The organism is Glutamicibacter mishrai, from assembly GCF_012221945.1.
GTDB lineage: Bacteria > Actinomycetota > Actinomycetes > Actinomycetales > Micrococcaceae > Glutamicibacter > Glutamicibacter mishrai.
Genome location: NZ_CP032549.1, coordinates 2,117,089 through 2,134,821, shown reverse-complemented (window position 1 = coordinate 2,134,821; position 17,733 = coordinate 2,117,089). Strand labels below are relative to the sequence as shown.

Here is a 17,733-nt window from a genome sequence, read left to right as displayed (position 1 = left end):
AAATAGACTCAAGGGGCTTGACCCACCGAAGCTTTTGCTTCGGTGGGTCAAGCCCCTTGTGCATGCAGAGAATGCCAACCGATAGTTAATTGGTCTGATTCGGTAACGTCACCACGTCAGTTCCACAGGTTAAAGTCAAGGCAGTATCCTGTCGCTCAAGAGTGCAATGATCTGATACGAAAAGCCTAGATTCTGAATGACCGCTAATCCCGTCGACCCTTTGATAAACGAAGGGCGACTTCGGGGCATAAACAACGAAATCGGCCGGGTCGAAACCCGGTTTGGAAACTACAACGCTCTCGCCGGTCTCCGCGTTGATCTTGTGGTAGTCGGACATGAGTGCATTCAGCCCCGAGATCAGCCAAAATCCGAGCCAGACCAACGATGCCGCAGTAACGCCCAGGTGTACAAGAATCCGCACCGATACACGAACGCCTTTTCGCCCGATCCGGGTGATCATCTTGGGCACAAGACACAGCAGGCCTGCAACGGCTGACAGGCCGCTGATCAGGAATCCGCAAAATACCATCGGCCATCCCGAGACGATGAAAAAGACCACCTGTCCAGAAGGCGATAGCTGGTCTAACCATGCCCACAGCCAGCCAGCGCCCAGACCGAAAATCGCCGCGACAGCAAGAAGCAAGAAGCCCCAAGCCAGCTGTTTCCGGCTCACCTTGTTGTCTTGCAGTTCAAGGATCCCGTCGCTCTCAACAGCCACCTCTTCCATCTCAGAGGGGTCTTTCAAGAGATGACACAGGAGTGTGCGAGGGCAACAGCGGGATGAAATTCATCCGTTCAGTCTTTCAGGATGCCAACGGCAAAGCCTCCGACCCGGGTATGAATTAGTCCAAGCAAATTACGACGCTCCGCAAACGTGATGGCTCAGCCATGTTAGCCTGAAGCAAATTCATGGACATGCAGGGAGCAATTGAACAATGGAAATATCCACGACAAAAGTCCCCACCCATGAACAGATCATCGCCCTCTACGATTCGGTTGGCTGGAGCGCCTATACCGACCAACCTGACGTTTTGGCCAGAGCGCACGCCAACTCGGATTTCCTTGTTTATGCCTACTACGATGACCACCAGCTCATTGGATTGGCCCGCGCAATATCTGATGACGCGACCATTTGCTACCTTCAAGACATCCTCGTCCACCCGCAAGCCCAGCGCACTGGAGCAGGACGAGAACTGTTCTCAGCCGTCCGAAAACGATTCGAGCACCTGCGCCAGTTCGTGCTCATTACCGATGACGAGCCGGGCCAACGCGCATTTTATGAGTCAATGGGCCTGAGCGAGGGATCTGATTTCGAGCATGGCTCCGTGAGAATTTTCGCTCGGTTTCTCTAATAGATAGCTTTTAGCGCAGACGCCCTAATAGACTGAAAATTCACCACTCTACTAGGAGCAACTTTTGCGCATCCGAAGTTTCATTGCCTTGTCCGTTATGGCCCTTTTGATGAACGGATGCAGCGCGTCCGAAAGCCCTACGCCGACTGCAGAGCCGGTAAAATCAGCGAGCGCTCCAGCTAACCCAACCGTCGCAGCCACAAATCCTGAGACTGAACTTGCCGAAAATTCTATCGCACCGGCGTCTACTGAACCCACCGATTCGGCATTGACTGGACAGGAGTGGGCGGACTCCAAGATTCAGATGTGGAAAGACAATTCCGGCATCAAATCCACCCGAGGATTTCTGTATCCCTACAATCTGATGACCTCGTGGGAGTCTCCCAAAGAGGGCGTTTTGAAGATCTATTTGGACAACAGCATGATCTTCAACCGTGATGGGATGCAGGAAAGCTACCAAACTCGCGAGGACGAGCTTAGAGTCATGGGCCTCGTAATGTTCGAGAGCGTGGGTGAGAAGTCGCCTGAGCTGGAGAGCGTCACTTTCGCGACCGAGGATGGCAAAAATTCAGGAACCTACACCCGTGCTCGAACCGGCGCAGACCCCAACGATCGCAAAGCCTGGGCCAAAGAAAAATACGCACAATGGTTATCGGGCATGAATGATGTTTACGAATCCATGTGCCATGCAGAAATCACGACGTTGGAGGTGTACCGCAACTGTCTTCCTTCTGATCCACACGCGTACGTGGATAAGGTAACCTCGCCTGCATTTGGCGAACTTGTCGTCACGATCAAAGACGGTCCATGGATGGACGGAACCTACGATATGCCAGCATCAAGTTTTGTCTCAGGAAACATGATCATCAAGATCAACGACAAAGCAGCTGTCGGAGAACAAGTTGAAAAGCTGACCGTCATTGCCAGGGACGGCGAAGATACAGGCACCGCCTTACGCGAAGAATGGATGCAATAAGCAGATCCCATAGTCGCCAGCGATTCCCTCAGCATGGAGGACACGCTCTAGGCTTGAATCCATGACGCAAGAACTGATGATTCCATTTAATGATTCCCAGCTCAGCGCACTGTGGTCACCTGCAGAGCAAGCGAGCGCGATGATGATCCTGGCTCACGGTTCCGGCGCAGGCAAAGATCATGACTTCATGACCGGCTACGCCCAAGCTGTCGCGGATCTGGGGATCAGCGTCCTGAGCTTCAATTTTCCTTACATGGACGCAGGCAAGAAATTCCCGGACAAGGCACCCACGGCGATTGCGGTCTGGCACCAGGTTCGCGCTTGGGCAGAAGAACATCTCGCCGACGGCCTGCCCATCGTTGTTGCTGGGAAGTCGTTTGGCGGACGCATGGCATCGCTGGCCATCGCCGATGGAATGTCTGCGCAGGCGCTGATCTTCCTGGGCTATCCGCTGCACGCACCCAAGAAGGAAGACAAGCTTCGCGATGAGCACCTCTACCCGTTGACGCTTCCAATGTTGTTTTTGGAAGGCACCAAAGATCCCTTCGCAAACCCCGAAAAGATGGAAGCTGTCGTTGCAAAGCTCAACGGCTCTTCAGAACTTGCCTGGTTTGAAGGCGGCAACCATTCCTTCAAGGTAGCCCGCTCCCAACGGACCGTGGCGCAAAACGGTGCATGGCTGGCTGAGGCTACCGCTGGTTTTATCGCCAAGCAATGTTCCCAGCCCTAGTTCCAGTCATACCCGCTTGAGCATCTGGGATAACTGCGCGGCCTCAGTCTTCCTGGCGTTGCAAGAAGCTATAAACCTCGGTTTCATCTACGCCAGGGAAGGCACCGGTAGGCATGGCAGCCAGCAGATGCGTATTGGCGCGGGTTGCTGGCCAGGCGTTGCCAAACCACTGATCCGATAGGTCCGCTGGCGGACGGCGGCAGCAGTTTTCATCCGGGCAGGTGGACTGGCACCGTTCTTTGGTATCGCGGCCGCGGAACCATTTCACATGCTCAAAGGGAACCCCGATGGACAACGAGTACAGTCCTGAAGAGTGCCGCTCGGTGCGGGCCGTGCACCAGTAGGTGCCATTGACGGTATCGGTGTACTGCTCAAATGATCGGAATTTGTCCATCTGCTCAAAGACGACGCGGCTGGTCCAATAGCGGCAGATCGTCTGCCCTTCGATGGCTCCGGTGTGATCCGCCGGGAAATTCACCCGATCATTTTCATACGCCTTATGCAAAATGCCCGACTCATGCACTTTCTGGAAGTGGCAGGTCATTCCCAAATGCTCGGTGGCCAGGTTGGTGAAGCGGTGCGCCGCCGATTCATAGGACACGGCGAAGGCATCACGCAGGTCCTCGATGGCCAGCTCCCGGTTGCTCTTGGCCCGGCGCAGATATTCGACGGTCGATTTCTCCGGCATCATCAGCGCCGCAGCAAAATAGTTTGTTGCTACGCGTTGGGAGAGGAAATCAGAGTAATCGGTCGGCGGCTTATGTCCGAGCACGTGATGACCCAATGCCTGCAACAGCACCGACCGCGGGTCATGCTCGGTCCGGTTGGCCTGCGTCAGGTAAATGCGCATGTTTTTCAGGTCGGTCACCGAGCGCGTGGAATGCGGCAGGTTCCCGACGAAGCGCAGGCTGAAGCCGAGGTGTTCAGCGATATCGGCGGCACGGTGATGAGACAGTGGTCCTGAATCGTGGCCGACAGCAGAAAGGACCTTGGAAGCTTCCTGCTCGATCTCTTTGTAGTAGTTGTTGCGGCTTCGCATCTCGTGGCGCAAGGCGGTATTGGCCCGGCGGGCTTCTTCAGGAGTAGCCGCCTGTTCGTTCAACCGGCGTTCGAGTTCGTGCTGCAGTCCTACCAAGGACTCGAGCACGTCCATTGGAAGACGGGTGCCCACGCGTACGGTCGGCAGTCCCAACGACTCGTAGAGCGGGCCGCGCTGGGCGCGCTCCAATTCAATTTCCAGGGCTGCTCTGCGTGAGGGCGGTTCGTTGCCCAGCAGGTCATCCACGCCTACTTCGAAGGCGCCTGCCAACGCTTTGAGCAGGGACAGCTTCGGCTCGCGCTTGCCGTTTTCAATCAGCGAAAGCTGGCTCGGCGCGGTATCGACCAAGGCCGAAATATCGTCGAGTGTCATCTGTTTGCTTTTGCGCAGGAAACGAATCCTTCGCCCCAGGGCAATGGCATCCATCTCCGGGGTTTCGCCGGAGCTATTGCCATTTTCCGGCTTCATTGCGCGGTTCCATGTGGTTGCAGTCACATACCCAGACTAGGTGAAGAATGAGGAACTTTTCCAGAAACCGACCCTAAAAGATGTTTTTACCCCAACATCAAGCGCCTCGCAGAGTGAAATATTTTCAGTTCTTCTATTCGTCTCGGGTTTGCGCCATTCATACCGAATGCACAGCGGGCCAGCGGAATCATGCGCGGCTGTTGCTCGTTGAAATAGGAAACCGGCCAACGCCAAGGAGCACCATGACCGCCATCGCAGAAAAAGTCCTCTCCGCGAAAAACTCTGCCCACGATCCCCCGAGGACCTTCGTTGTCATGGGTATCGACGGGGCAGGCAAAAGCACCGCCATCGCCACCTTGGTGCAGGAATTGCATAATGAGCAGATCCCGGCACGCAGTCTCGCCAATGCTGCTGGCCGGCGTTGGCTCAATAACTTCTCTTTGAACTCCGGAATCCGCATCCCTCGCGTCCTTCAGGAACTGATCGAGACGACCGTGCGGATCTTTAATGTCGTTCGGAATTCCTTGGCCGCAGCGCACGCCCCGGGTCTGACGGTGATGGATCGCCACCTGTATTGCCAGCTTGTTCTTCGCCATGTCCGAGGCCATAAGCCAGGCTTGCTGCTGCCGTGGCTCGCGCGCAAATGCACCGAAAATACAACCGTCATTCTTCTCGATGTTGAGCCGCTGCTCGCTTTCGAACGCATCAATGCAAGAGCGGAAGATGAGGAACCCTTGGAGTACCTTCAGACAGCACGAGCTGAATATCTTCGCCTGGCGAAACTGCATGGTTGGCTGGTACTCGATGCATCGGTGCCCACGACACAACTGGTGGATCAGTTACGCATGATCGCAGGCAAGTAGACTCGAATCATGAGCGAAGCACAGGCCACTTTTGCCCCCGAGTCCATCCTTGGGCTGTCCAAGAGCGCCAAGAAGCAGTGGGAACTGGGACAGGTCCGGCTCATCGCCGCAGGAACCCTTGCCGATGACGGGACCTTGCAGCGCAGTTCCGAAGCCGAAGCAACTTGGCAGGTATCCATTCGCTCCATCGAGAAGGAAGCATCCTTCTCCCCCGCGCTCCCTGCCCAGGTCATTACCTTGGTGGCCGGGGATTTTGTCGAGCTCACCGTCGACGGCGAACAGCACGGCCTGGAACCTCTCCGCCCGCTGAAGTTCACCACCGATGCTCCGGTCGAGGCCAGCCAGCCCACCGAAGAATTGCTCACCGTATATGTTGCCGCAGATCCGCAGAAGGTCCGCCCTACCGTGCGCATTGTCGAGCTGTCCAAGAAGCGCGAGCAGTACCTCTTTGATGGCCAGCTCGGCATCCTGCTGCAAGGTTCAGCGGCCTTGCTCCTCGGTGAAGACCAGCAGCCCGTGAACGTGCGCGATACCGTCGCCGGTTCGGATGGCCGGGAACCTCGCATTTCCGGTCGCGGCGTCATGGCTGTCGTTTCCTTCGACTTGGTTTAGCCAGCCAGGGGCCTAAACACGCAGCTGGTCCCCGTAATCAAGAAACGAAGATTTTTCGAGTCAGTTTCCTTTTTCAGGCGCCCCACTTACACGCTCAATAGCTCATTTCCATGCACCCATCACCTGAGGGCATCTAGAAGTCTTGCTACTCAGCGCTTCACGCTTTTGAACCTTGCGGCCCTGCCTTGTCGTAGCCAAAGCCCTGCTTCCCATCGGTTAATTCCCATATCAAATCAGGGCGGCACCCTGCCCGTCTGGAGACTTCGATCGCGCTCGCGCTCCCGCAATCGTGGGGGGACTGCTAAATTTTCACAATTCTTCTCCGTAATTTTGCTCACCCACGTCAGTTTTTAGCGCTTTGGCTCACTTTCAGCCCAAGAATCGCAAATCTTTCATTTTCGAGAAGAAGTGAAGATCTTAATCTGGAAAACCTCTATTTCGGCTCTTGCGTTTGAGGAAAAGTAGTTCCCACGAAGAAGTTCACACGATCACCTAGCGATCAACATGAACCCGGAACTTGCGCGAAGGAGCCAAGGCAATGACTACCGAGAACACCAACGAAACCTCGATCGACAACCGCATCGCAGCTATCGAAACCGACTGGGAGAACAACCCTCGCTGGAGCGGTGTCACTCGTGATTACACTGCCGCCGACGTCGTGAAGCTGCAGGGACGAGTCCAGGAAGAACACACCCTGGCCAAGCGCGGTTCGCAGAAGCTGTGGAAGCAGCTCACCGAGGAAACCCCGACCGGCGGCTACACCAACGCACTGGGCGCACTGACCGGCAACCAGGCAGTGCAGCAGGTCAAGGCCGGACTGCGGGCCATCTACCTCTCAGGCTGGCAGGTTGCAGCAGATGCCAACCTTTCGGGCCAGACCTACCCGGACCAGTCGCTCTACCCGGCCAACTCGGTTCCGCAGGTTGTCCGCCGCATCAACAACGCGTTGCAGCGTGCCGACCAGATCGAATTCTCCGAAGGCATCCAGAGCGTCGAAGACTGGATGGTCCCGATCGTCGCTGACGCAGAAGCCGGCTTTGGCGGCCCGCTGAACGCGTACGAGCTGATGAAATCCATGATTGCGGCCGGCGCCTCAGGCGTCCACTGGGAAGACCAGCTGGCCAGCGAAAAGAAGTGCGGCCACCTCGGCGGCAAGGTGCTGATCCCAACTCAACAACATATCCGCACCCTGAACGCGGCCCGCCTGGCCGCCGACGTGGCTGGCACACCCTCGGTGGTCATCGCCCGCACCGACGCAGAAGCAGCAACCCTGATCACCTCGGATGTCGACGAACGCGACCAGCAGTTCATCACCGGAGAGCGCACCCCGGAAGGCTTCTACAAGGTCACCAACGGCATCGAACCGTGCATCGCCCGAGCCAAGGCCTACGCACCGTATTCTGACCTGATCTGGATGGAGACCGGCACCCCTGACCTGGAGCTGGCCCGCAAGTTCGCCGAAGCGGTCAAGAAGGACTTCCCGGACCAGATGCTCTCCTACAACTGCTCGCCTTCCTTCAACTGGAAGAAGCACCTGGACGACGCAACCATCGCCAAGTTCCAACGCGAACTCGGTGCCATGGGCTTCAGCTTCCAGTTCATCACCCTGGCCGGCTTCCACGCCTTGAACCACTCGATGTTCGACCTGGCCGCCGGCTACGCGAAGGACGGGATGAGCGCCTACGTCGAACTGCAGGAACGCGAATTCGCTTCCGAGGCTGCCGGCTACACCGCCACCAAGCACCAGCGTGAAGTCGGCACCGGCTACTTCGACGCGATCTCCACGGCGCTGAACCCAAACGCCTCCACCCTGGCCCTGGTGGGATCCACCGAAGAAGGCCAATTCCATTAGACCCTGATGGGTCGATGGTGCTAGCCGGCAGTGTCGCCGGCTAGCACCACCACCATTTTTAATCTTTAAGGACGCTGCCATGAACTCCCCCATCACCCTCAACAACATCACCATCACGGCTACCCCAGTTCGCTACCAGGAGCAGATCCTGACCAGCGACGCACTAGACTTCTTGTCTTCCTTGCACAGCGCATTTGAATCCCGCCGTGCCGAACTCATGCAGCGTCGCCAGGTCAACCGGGCACGCATCGCCAATGGTCGTGATCCAAAGTTCTTGGAAGAGACCCGCAGCATTCGCGAAGATGATTCATGGCAGGTCGCCCCGATCGCCCCAGGGCTGGAAGATCGCCGAGTAGAAATCACCGGTCCGATCGAACGCAAAATGGCGATCAATGCACTGAAATCCGGCGCTAGCGTATGGCTGGCCGACATGGAGGATGCTTGCTCCCCGACCTGGCAGAACGTGATCAAGAACCAGGTTAACCTGATCCGTATTCTGGATCAGGAGCTGGACTTCACCGCACCCGACGGTCGTGAGTACAAGCTGAACAGCTACGAACTGAGCGAACTGCCCACCATTGTGGTTCGCCCCCGTGGCTGGCACCTGCCAGAAAAGCACCTGTTGGTTGCTGGCACCCCGATCTCCGGCGCATTGGTGGACTTCGGACTGCACTTCTTCCACAATGCCAAGCGTCTGCTGGCAGCCGGCCGAGGCCCGTACTACTACCTGCCAAAGCTGGAAAACCACCTGGAAGCACGCTTGTGGAACGACGTGTTCAACATGGCTCAGGATCTGTTGGGAATCGAGCGCGGAACCATTCGTGCCACGGTACTGATTGAAACCATTACCGCAGCTTTCGAAATGGAAGAGATCCTCTACGAGTTGCGTGAGCACTCCTCGGGCTTGAACGCAGGACGCTGGGACTACATCTTCTCGATCATCAAGAATTTCCGTTCCCGTGGACCACGTTTTGTCTTCCCGGATCGTGACACCGTGACCATGAGTGCACCGTTTATGCGGGCTTACACCGAGCAGTTGGTTCGTGCTTGCCACCGTCGTGGGGCATCGGCCATCGGCGGAATGAGCGCCTTTGTTCCTAGCCGCAAGGATGCATCGATCAATGAGATCGCCTTCAGCAAGGTTCGTGAGGACAAGGCTCGTGAAGCTGCCGACGGTTTTGACGGTTCCTGGGTGGCTCACCCGGATCTGGTATCCGTGGCTCGTGAGGTATACGACGAGGTGCTGGGTGAAAACCCGAACCAGTTGCAGCGTACCCGTGAAGATGTTGAGGTTTCGGACACCGCTTTGCTGAACATTCAGAGCGTAACCGGCAAGATCACCGAACGCGGTATCCGTGACAACATCGAGATCGGCATCCGCTACATCGAGTCCTGGCTGCGCGGCAATGGTGCAGTGGCCCTGCGTAACCTGATGGAAGATGCAGCTACCGCTGAGATCTCCCGTTCACAGCTGTGGCAGTGGATCCACCAGTCCGCCATCACCGATGAGGGTGAAATCATCACTCGTCGTTGGGTACAGGAACTGGCCGAGGAAACCATGGATCGCATGGAGCGCTTTGAAGGAGACCGTTTCGAGGAAGCGATGGAAATCTTCGAAGCTTGCGCCCTGCGTGATGACTTCCCGACCTTCCTGACCAAGAATGCTTACCTGCGTTACCTGGATGCGCCAGCTCGCACCCTTGAAATGGCAGGCTAAGCCCCTACTAGACCGGGCCGATTGTCACCAGTCGTCCGAAAGATCGGCCACGAGAAGCGGCATTCATCCGCTGGTAACCAGTCCAGCGGGTGGATGCCGTTTTTTGTGCGCAGTGGCTAGGCTGTTGCCATGGCATTGAAGTTCAAGAGTCCCGCCGAAGATCTCTGGCAGCCCGACCTGTTGGGGGAAGGCTTCTCCTACCGGCCCCTGCCCCTGGCCGATGGCTCGACCGCGACCCTGGTGCGGCATCGTCCGCGCAAGATGCTGCGCCTGGCACCGCCGTTGCGCGGCATCGCGGTGCTCTATGTGCACGGCTGGTCCGACTACTTCTTCCAGAAGGAACTGGCCGAGTTCCTCAGCGAAGCCGGCGCCGACTTCTACGCGCTGGACCTGCGCCATTACGGCCGCAACCTGCCCGCCGATCACGCCAGTGGCCTGTCCGCGACGATCAGCCCCGGGTTCACCACCGACCTGCAGGAGTACTTCGAGGAATTCGACGCCGCGCACCGGATCATTTCAAGCGCCCACCCAGGCACCAGGTTCGTGATGCTCGCCCACTCCACCGGCGGGCTCAGCGCCTCCATGTATGCGGCGGCCAATCCGAACAAGGTCGATGCGCTGGCGCTGAACAGCCCCTGGCTCGAATTCCAGGCCAGCGAAATCGGGCGCACCGCCCTGGCCCGCATCATCCAGGCGGCCAGCACGCGCAACCCTCATCGTTATCTGCCCACCGTGGATCCGGGGTTCTACACCCGCACGGTGTCCAACCAGTTCAATGGCGAGTGGGACTATGACCTGGGTTGGCGGCCGGTCAATGGCTTCAAGCTCACCGCCGGGTTCATCGGCGCGGTATTCGCTGCGCAGGCCAAGGTGAAAAAGGGGCTGGACCTGCAGATGCCCACCTTGGTCATGCTCTCGGCCGAGGACTACCTGCTGCCCCGCTGGCATGACACCGCCACGCGCGCCGACGTGGCGCTGAACGTGCAGGTGGTGGCGCAGCGCAGCCTGGATCTGGGACGCGAATTGCACGTGGTGCGCCTGCCCGGAGCGCTGCACGATATCTTCCTGTCCGCCCCAATGGTGCGGGCCAAGGCCTATCGTTCGCTGGGTTCCTGGCTGGCGGCGCTGAAAACCCGGCAACGCGATTCGCAGCTGGCCTCCTGCATCCGTGCGGTGCTGCCCGAGGGCAGCCAAGTGCTCGACTTCTAGCCGCTGATCTTGGCCGGGACCTCGTCGTTGACCAGTTCCAGCTGCCAGGCGCCATCCTGGTCCTGGCCCACAATGGCCACCGAGCCGTTGCGGATGGTGTCCAGCTTGTAGCCGGCCAGGTGCGAGAGCGTGTAGCGGATGATCGTGCCATGGCAGATGATCGCGACGTTCTTGCCCGGGTAGTCGGCGGCGATCTGCTCAATGGCGCGCAGTCCGCGATCCACCACGGAGGCCAGCGGCTCGATTCCGCCGCCGTTCTTATCCGGCCACTGGGCCAGCGCTTCGGCTTCGATCATGCCCTCGCCCTGGGCGTAGTCGCGCTCGATGAGCAGGTCATAGCTGGGGCCGAGTTCCAGGCCCAGGCCATCGGCAATGATCTGCGCGGTCTCGCGGGCGCGGGAAAGCGGGGAGGAAACGATGACATCCCAGCCGCCGGCGCCGAGGACCTCTACCGCCTCGCGGGCCTGGGCCCTCCCGGTGTCATTCAACGGGATATCGCTGGAGCCCTGCAGCCGGCCTTCGAGATTCCATTGCGTCTGTCCGTGACGGACGAATCCTAGTTTCATAAGCCCATTCTCCCACTGCGCAGGTGCCCCGGGCCAACTGCTGGTGGTTAAGCTCACGGTAGACCTATGCCACGTTCGGCGCATCAGGACCGTGAGAGAACATAGGATTTTCTCGGCTGATTTCTGTTTTCAACGGTTTCAGGCCCACAAACGAATGCACCCGAACAGGATCCGAGCAATACTATCGTGACCGATATCAAGGCCTCACTCGCCCGCGGGCTCACGGCCCGCCACATCCGCTTCATGGCCCTGGGCTCGGCGATCGGAACGGGCCTGTTCTATGGCTCTTCCTCCGCCATCCAGGCCGCCGGGCCCGCAGTGCTCCTTGCGTACATGATCGGCGGCGCGGCCGTCTTCATCGTCATGCGCGCCATGGGCGAGATGGCCGTGAAGCATCCGGTCTCCGGATCCTTCGCGCACTACGCGTCACGCTACCTGGGCAACTTCTCCGGCTTCGTCACCGGGTGGACCTTCAGCTTCGAAATGGCCATTGTGGCCATCGCCGATGTCACTGCCTTCGGCATCTACATGGGCTTCTGGTTCCCGCAGGTGCCGCAGTGGATCTGGGTGCTGGCCGTGGTGCTGCTGATCGCCACGATCAACCTGATGAAGGTGAAGGTCTTCGGCGAAACCGAATTCTGGCTGGCCATCGTGAAGGTCACCGCGATCATCGCCATGATCGTGGGCGGCGCGGCCCTGATCGTCTTCGGCTTCAACGCCCCTGACACCGACACCGCCACCGGCGTGGCCACGCTGATGAGCGCCGGAACCCTGTTCCCCAATGGCTTCATGGGCCTTCTGCTGTCCTTCGCCGTGGTGATGTTCGCCTTCGGCGGCATCGAAACCATCGGCATCACCGCGGGCGAGGCCGACGATCCATCCACCTCGGTGCCGGCCGCGATCAACACCGTGCCATGGCGCATCCTGCTGTTCTACGTGGCTTCCCTGGCCGTGGTCATGATGCTCTTCGACTGGCGCCAGATCGATGGCTCGGCCTCGCCGTTCGTGCAGATCTTCGACGGCCTCGGCTTGCCGGCGGCAGCCCACGTGCTCAATGCCGTGGTGATCACCGCGGCGGTGTCGGCGATCAATGCCGACACCTTCGGCGCCGGGCGCATGCTTTACGCGATGTCGGTAGCGGGCCATGCGCCGAAGTCCTTCGGCCGCGTCTCCCGCAATGGCGTGCCGTGGATGACCGTGGTCATCATGGCCATCGTGCTGCTGGTCGGCGTGGTGCTCAATGCCCTGCTGCCTGAAGCGTTGTTCACCATCATCGCCTCCATCGCGACCTTCGCGACCGTATGGGTGTGGATCATGATCCTGGCCTCCTATCTGGCCATGCGCCGGCAGGAATCCAAGGCCGGCCGCGATAGCTCGCTGCCCCGCGAATACGCTGTTCCAGGTGGAACCATTGCCGCATGGGCGGCGCTGGTTTTCATGGCCTTTGTCGTGGTGCTGCTGGCGCTGAGCGCCGAGACCCGCGTGGCCCTGTACACCGGCATCGCCTGGCTGTTGCTGCTCGGCGTGCTCTACAAGGTGCTGGTGCGTCCAGCAGCTGCAATCAAGCAGGACAGCGACTCCGTGCAGGGCTGATCCGCTTGAACGTAGATGTGGCGCCTGGCTTCCCGATGGGGAGGCCAGGCGCTGTTCTCGTATCCGAAGGCAGGTAGCTACTCGATGAGTTCCCGGTGCGCGCCGCTGGTTGCGTCCGCGGGCAGCTCGCCTTTTGCGCGCAGCTCCTGGAGCAGCGCCAGGGTGGCCCAGAGGAGCATTCCTGCGCCCACGATCCATAGGCTGCCCAAGCCCAGGTGCAGGTAGGCGAGGACGCCGCCGAGCGAGCCTACGGTGATCATGGCCCACAGCACCGCGTAGCGCAGCCACAGCAATCGGTTGGTTCCCCGGTTGGAACCGGTGAGCACTGAGAGGATCGCTCCGCCGAGCGCTTGGCCGAGCTTGACCAAGGTGCCGGTCATATAGGTCAGGCCCAAGGACACTTCGCCAGATCGCGTATAGGACACATTGACCACGCCCATCGCGGCGGCCAATAAGAGCGCAGTGGCGTGAGGTTGGATGGTTCCGGTGGCAGCAGCGGCCAAGAGCAAGGCGGCGCTGAAATACATGGCCACCGGCCTGCGAAGCGCAGCCAGTGGCGAGGTCATCAGGGTCGCGATCACCACGCCGGCGACAAAGCTGGCCACCAGGGACATGGCGTTGATCCACCCGGTGACATCCCCGGTCATCAAGGCGGCCGAGGAACGAGTGGAGTTGCCGGACATGAACGAGAGGAAATAGCCGCCAAAGTGGACGAACCCGACGCCGTCCACGAATCCGGCCATGGCGGTGATGGTTCCGGCAAAAAGGATTCCGCGCCAGCGAAGATTCTTTGCCACGTGCACCGCTTCCTGTGTACTTCTGCGTTCTCGGACTTCTTGTCCTGCTCTCGATTATTCCAGCCACTGGGCTGCTTCAGGTCCACCCGGTACGCGGAATGCATTCGAGGACAAAGTTGTTAGCTCAAGTATGAGTGAAATTATTGGCGAACAGCCTGCTGATCCCAAGCGCCTGCGCGTAGACATCTTCTCCGATATCGCCTGCCCCTGGTGCTTCATCGGCAAGCGGCGTTTCGAGCAGGGTGTCGAAGCGTTTGAATATTCGCAGAACGTCGACGTGTACTGGCACGCCTACCAGCTGGATCCATCCTTGCCGGATAACTACGACGGCAGCGAAGCCGAGTACCTCTCGAAAATGAAGGGCCTGGATCAGGAGCAGGTCCAGCAGATGCTGCAGCACGTCACCGCGCAGGCGGCCGAGGAAGGCCTGGAGTACGACTTCGATAACCTCAAGGTGGCCAACTCCTTCACCGCCCTTCGCGTTCTGGAATACGCAAAGCAGCACGGAGCGGGCAATGAGATGAAGGAGCTATTGCTCTCCGCGCACTTTGAAAAGGGGCTGGATACCGGCGACGTCCAGACGCTGCTGGAGCTGGCTGGCTCGTTGGATCTCGACGTAGTGGAACTCGGGGCGCAGATTGAGGCCGGCGCCTACACCGAAGAAGTCAACGCCGACATCGCGCAGGCCCAGCAGATCAGAATCAGTGGCGTTCCGTTCTTCATCCTTGATGGAAAATACGGGATTTCCGGCGCTCAGCCGGCCGATGTTTTCGCCAATGCCCTCACCCAGGTCTACGCGGAGAATGTGAAAACCCAGTAGGTCTGAAAGCCTTATGCGATTACTCCGCCGGCGCGCACACCAGCTTGCCGGCGGAGGTATCGAGCTTGCGGTCCTTTTGCAGGCCCTCGTATTTCTCACCGACGGCAAGGTCTACTGTCGTGCCCCATTTTTCCGGATCGAAGATGAAGACCGCGCCCGGCACCTGGCGCTGGACGGTGAAGGCCTGGGCATAGCCATCTGGACCGGCAATGACAGCCCCGGTGGTTGCCGACAGCGAATCCCAGCCCGAGGTCAACGAGGCAATCTTAAAGCCGCGTTCTTCCAAGGATTTTGCGGTGTCCGAGGCTAGTCCCGCGATATTCGTGGTGTTCAGCACCCGGATTTTGAAGCTCTGCGGATCCTGATAGGAGAAGTCGACTTCAGGGCACTTGGCGTTCTCGATTTTCACAGGGGTCGGCTCTGCGGTGTCCGCGGCCGTGGCATCCGCTCCGGGCTTCCAGTTTCCGGTCGCGATGAGCAGCGCGCCCACGGTGACAGTCATAACAAGCACGGCCATGACGGCAAACACCGCGTTTTGGCGCCTGCGGGCACGGCTCTTGGCTTTTTGATCCGAGCTGAAACTCAAGTCTTGCTCATCAACAATATGCGCCCCGTGCCATTCGGCCGGGTCTTCGCGTTCACGCATCTTCCCACCTAGCTCCGGGTAGCCCGCGGCTACGACTAGCTGAGGAAAACCAGCTCGTCATCCTCGTGGAAATTAGCTTATCGAATCGCCGTCTAAATCCAATATCCGCGCATGTATTACGGAGCGATGATGAAGCGCGGAACGCAACGCTCGGTGCACGCCATCTTCCAGATAAAGGACACCGCCATACCGGACAACATGGGGGAACAAGTCGCCGTAAAAAGTGGAATCTTCCGAGAGCAGCGCTTCCAAGTCAAGTGTGGACTTGGTAGTAACAAGCTGATCCAGCTTCACCTGCTGCGGAGGCAGTTCGCTCCAGTCGCGTGAGGAGACCAACCCGTGTTCTGGGTATGGACGGCCGTCACCTACTGCTCGAAATATCACCCTTCAAGCATAAGCGCCCAGTAGTCAGATCACTGGAATTACTCGGTGCGCGACAGTGTGCGCTTGAATAAGTTTCGCTCGGCGGGCGTCCCGGTTCTGACCGCCAGCTTCACTATGTTCCGCCCTGTCCGAGACCCGGAACCCACGGTAGTAATCGCGCATCCAGATTACGGACGCGCGAGGCCAGTTGTGGCGCGGGCACGTCAAAAACCCTGTGCTGTGCGTAATCCTTGCATAGGCAGATCACTGGCATCGTATGCTGTACACGCATCAGGATATCCAGGACTAAAAGAACGATATCCAGCGGCCGCATCTTCCAGACAGATTTCCCCGCCGATGGCAAAAAACCCTATTATGAACCTCATTTTCATCCTTCGCAAGGATTGTTACACGGCGAGAAACTTGGGGGAACCCGGCGTAACTTAGGCTGGTAACAATCCCGTCATGAGGTGCACTCTGGGGTTATGAAAAACGTAGTCACCGAGATCCCAGTCCTCGACATCTCTACCTCGCGCAACGCTGACGGCAGCTTCAACGAAGATTTCGTTGCTGCACTTCGCGACGCGGCCCATCGTGTTGGATTCTTCCAAATCGTTGGCTACAGCTCACAAGAAGGCCAAGACCAAGAGCTGTTGGACACCATCGCCGAGTTCTTCAACAAGCCAGTAGAGCAGAAGATCAAGCTCGATAACCGCAACAGCGCCCAGTTCCGCGGCTACACCCGCATGGGCACCGAGATCACCCGCGGCCGCGCCGACGCCCGCGAACAGATCGACTACGGACCCGAGCGCGACACCCTGGCAGTCGTGCCAGCCGATAAGCCTTATTTGAACCTGCAGGGCCCTAACCAGTTCCCTGAAGATTTCCCTCAGCTTGAAGAACGCGCCATGGCGTGGGCCGAGCTGATGAACAAGACCGGCCATGAGCTGCTGTCTGCTATTGCCGTTGGCCTGGGCCTGCCCGAAGACCACTTTGATGAGCCGTTCGCCAACACCCCGTCATGGATGGGCAAACTGGTTCATTACGTTTCCGGCGATGTCGTTCCGGAGTCCGGCAACCAGGGCGTTGGCCTGCACGCCGACTACGGCTTCGTCACCTTGTTGCTGCAGGACCAGGTTGGCGGCCTGCAGGTTCAGCCATACGGCCAGGAAGAGTGGATCGAAGTTCCGCCGACTCCAGGCGCACTGGTCGTGAACCTCGGCGAAATGCTGGAAGTCGCAACCGACGGCTACCTGATGGCCACCATCCACCGCGTGATCGCACCACCTGCTGGCGTTGATCGCTACTCGGTGCCGTTCTTCTACTCGCCACGTTTGGACGCAGTCATCGACAAGGTCGAGCTGCCAGCAGAACTGGCAGCCGAAGCCCGCGGCGTCTCCGATGATCCAGAGAACCCGATGCTGGCTTCCTACGGTGCCAATGTTCTCAAGGGCTGGTTGCGTGCCCACCCCCAGACCGCTGCCATCCACTACCCAGAGGTAGTCAAGGCCAAGAAGAGCGCCTAGTTCATCTGCTCCCCGAATTCCGGGGAGGAAAACACGAAGACCTGCTGGCTTCAGCCCGAGATTAATTTCGGGTTGAGGCTGGCAGGTCTTTTTTGTTGCTTGTAGCTTTAGCTGTTGCCGGAGAGGACGCAGAACTCGTTGCCTTCCGGATCGGCGAGCACTACCCAGCTCACGTCCTCATCCTGGCCAACGTCCGCGTACGAGGCGCCAAGGGACAGTAGGCGATCGACTTCTTGCTGTTGGTCTGTGCCAAATGGCCGCACATCGAGGTGCAGCCTGTTTTTCATTGATTTCGGTTCGGGAACCTGTGCGAAGGTCATTACGATAGCCCCGCTGTTCCCATCGGGAGCGCCGATGGACACCAATCCGGCTTGTTCTTCACGCACTTCAAAGTCCAGCACTTCGCACCAGAAGCGAGCCAGAAGCATCGGGTTCGCGCAGTCCACGGAAATCTCGCTCAATACACTTGCCATGATCTTGCCTCATCGAAAGAATGATCGTCAGTTGGTTCGGATCATACCGGCAAATAATCACTCGATGTCAGAAGGCAAAAAAATAATGTCCCGGGACATCGTTTTACCGATGTCCCGGGACATTAAAAATG

At 58.7% G+C, this 17,733-nt stretch carries 18 protein-coding genes; 11 read left to right on the top strand and 7 right to left on the bottom strand.

Features of this window, described 5'->3' with window-relative positions:
* Positions 1 to 85: 85 nt before the first annotated feature.
* Entirely contained in the window at positions 86 to 727 is a 642-nt protein-coding gene (locus D3791_RS10070) for a hypothetical protein (protein ID WP_022875461.1), read from the bottom strand.
* A gap of 208 nt (positions 728 to 935) precedes the next feature.
* Between D3791_RS10070 and D3791_RS10065 the strand changes: the two genes are divergently transcribed.
* The 3 genes from D3791_RS10065 to D3791_RS10055 all read left to right on the top strand — a co-directional run bounded on the left by D3791_RS10065 (position 936) and on the right by D3791_RS10055 (position 3,058).
* Positions 936 to 1,352, top strand: coding sequence for a GNAT family N-acetyltransferase (locus D3791_RS10065; protein ID WP_172512085.1), 417 nt, complete (start codon positions 936 to 938; stop codon positions 1,350 to 1,352).
* 64 nt (positions 1,353 to 1,416) lie between these two features.
* Positions 1,417 to 2,328 carry a hypothetical protein gene (locus tag D3791_RS10060; protein WP_172512084.1) on the top strand — a complete coding sequence of 304 codons (912 nt, stop codon included), beginning with the start codon at positions 1,417 to 1,419 and terminating at the stop codon, positions 2,326 to 2,328.
* 61 nt (positions 2,329 to 2,389) lie between these two features.
* Positions 2,390 to 3,058 carry an alpha/beta hydrolase family protein gene (locus D3791_RS10055; protein ID WP_172512083.1) on the top strand — a complete coding sequence of 223 codons (669 nt, stop codon included), beginning with the start codon at positions 2,390 to 2,392 and terminating at the stop codon, positions 3,056 to 3,058.
* 43 nt (positions 3,059 to 3,101) lie between these two features.
* Here the strand turns inward: D3791_RS10055 and D3791_RS10050 are convergent, their stop codons facing one another.
* On the bottom strand, positions 3,102 to 4,565 hold the full coding sequence (locus D3791_RS10050) for a helix-turn-helix transcriptional regulator (RefSeq protein WP_172512082.1): 1,464 nt from the start codon (positions 4,563 to 4,565) through the stop codon (positions 3,102 to 3,104).
* Between the two features lie 242 nt (positions 4,566 to 4,807).
* On the opposite strand from D3791_RS10050, the gene D3791_RS10045 reads away from it, so the two are divergent.
* The 5 genes from D3791_RS10045 to D3791_RS10025 all read left to right on the top strand — a co-directional run bounded on the left by D3791_RS10045 (position 4,808) and on the right by D3791_RS10025 (position 10,818).
* Complete coding sequence (locus D3791_RS10045; protein WP_172512081.1) at positions 4,808 to 5,428, top strand: nucleoside/nucleotide kinase family protein; 621 nt, start codon at positions 4,808 to 4,810, stop codon at positions 5,426 to 5,428.
* Positions 5,429 to 5,437: 9 nt separating this feature from the next.
* Complete coding sequence (locus tag D3791_RS10040) at positions 5,438 to 6,040, top strand: HutD family protein (protein WP_172512080.1); 603 nt, start codon at positions 5,438 to 5,440, stop codon at positions 6,038 to 6,040.
* A gap of 538 nt (positions 6,041 to 6,578) precedes the next feature.
* Positions 6,579 to 7,892 carry an isocitrate lyase gene (gene aceA / locus D3791_RS10035; RefSeq protein WP_172512079.1) on the top strand — a complete coding sequence of 438 codons (1,314 nt, stop codon included), beginning with the start codon at positions 6,579 to 6,581 and terminating at the stop codon, positions 7,890 to 7,892.
* A 79-nt stretch (positions 7,893 to 7,971) separates the two neighbouring features.
* Positions 7,972 to 9,609 (top strand): malate synthase A, encoded by a 1,638-nt coding sequence (gene aceB / locus D3791_RS10030; protein WP_172512078.1) that lies wholly within the window; start codon positions 7,972 to 7,974, stop codon positions 9,607 to 9,609.
* A 135-nt stretch (positions 9,610 to 9,744) separates the two neighbouring features.
* The gene (locus D3791_RS10025; RefSeq protein ID WP_246241994.1) at positions 9,745 to 10,818 is read left to right on the top strand and encodes an alpha/beta hydrolase; all 1,074 of its coding nucleotides are present in this window, start codon (positions 9,745 to 9,747) and stop codon (positions 10,816 to 10,818) included.
* Here D3791_RS10025 and D3791_RS10020 read toward each other — a convergent pair.
* A complete protein-coding gene (locus D3791_RS10020; RefSeq protein WP_172512077.1) occupies positions 10,815 to 11,384 on the bottom strand; it encodes a histidine phosphatase family protein in 570 nt (189 codons plus the stop codon). The genes D3791_RS10025 and D3791_RS10020 overlap by 4 nt on opposite strands.
* Before the next feature lie 243 nt (positions 11,385 to 11,627).
* Here D3791_RS10020 and D3791_RS10015 point away from each other — a divergent pair, with 243 nt between their 5' ends.
* Entirely contained in the window at positions 11,628 to 12,977 is a 1,350-nt protein-coding gene (locus tag D3791_RS10015; protein ID WP_172512954.1) for an amino acid permease, read from the top strand.
* Positions 12,978 to 13,054: 77 nt separating this feature from the next.
* Here D3791_RS10015 and D3791_RS10010 read toward each other — a convergent pair whose 3' ends face one another.
* A complete protein-coding gene (locus tag D3791_RS10010; protein ID WP_061952925.1) occupies positions 13,055 to 13,774 on the bottom strand; it encodes a YoaK family protein in 720 nt (239 codons plus the stop codon).
* A gap of 130 nt (positions 13,775 to 13,904) precedes the next feature.
* Here D3791_RS10010 and D3791_RS10005 point away from each other — a divergent pair, with 130 nt between their 5' ends.
* Positions 13,905 to 14,594, top strand: coding sequence for a DsbA family oxidoreductase (locus D3791_RS10005; protein ID WP_172512076.1), 690 nt, complete (start codon positions 13,905 to 13,907; stop codon positions 14,592 to 14,594).
* Between the two features lie 19 nt (positions 14,595 to 14,613).
* On the opposite strand, the gene D3791_RS10000 is transcribed toward D3791_RS10005, so the two are convergent.
* Entirely contained in the window at positions 14,614 to 15,240 is a 627-nt protein-coding gene (locus D3791_RS10000) for a LytR C-terminal domain-containing protein (RefSeq protein WP_022875448.1), read from the bottom strand.
* 72 nt (positions 15,241 to 15,312) lie between these two features.
* A complete protein-coding gene (locus D3791_RS16755; protein ID WP_082689318.1) occupies positions 15,313 to 15,624 on the bottom strand; it encodes a type II toxin-antitoxin system VapB family antitoxin in 312 nt (103 codons plus the stop codon).
* 464 nt (positions 15,625 to 16,088) lie between these two features.
* On the opposite strand from D3791_RS16755, the gene D3791_RS09995 reads away from it, so the two are divergent.
* Positions 16,089 to 17,129, top strand: coding sequence for an isopenicillin N synthase family dioxygenase (locus D3791_RS09995; protein ID WP_022875446.1), 1,041 nt, complete (start codon positions 16,089 to 16,091; stop codon positions 17,127 to 17,129).
* 107 nt (positions 17,130 to 17,236) lie between these two features.
* On the opposite strand, the gene D3791_RS09990 is transcribed toward D3791_RS09995, so the two are convergent.
* Entirely contained in the window at positions 17,237 to 17,602 is a 366-nt protein-coding gene (locus tag D3791_RS09990; protein ID WP_172512075.1) for a VOC family protein, read from the bottom strand.
* Positions 17,603 to 17,733 lie beyond the last annotated feature (131 nt).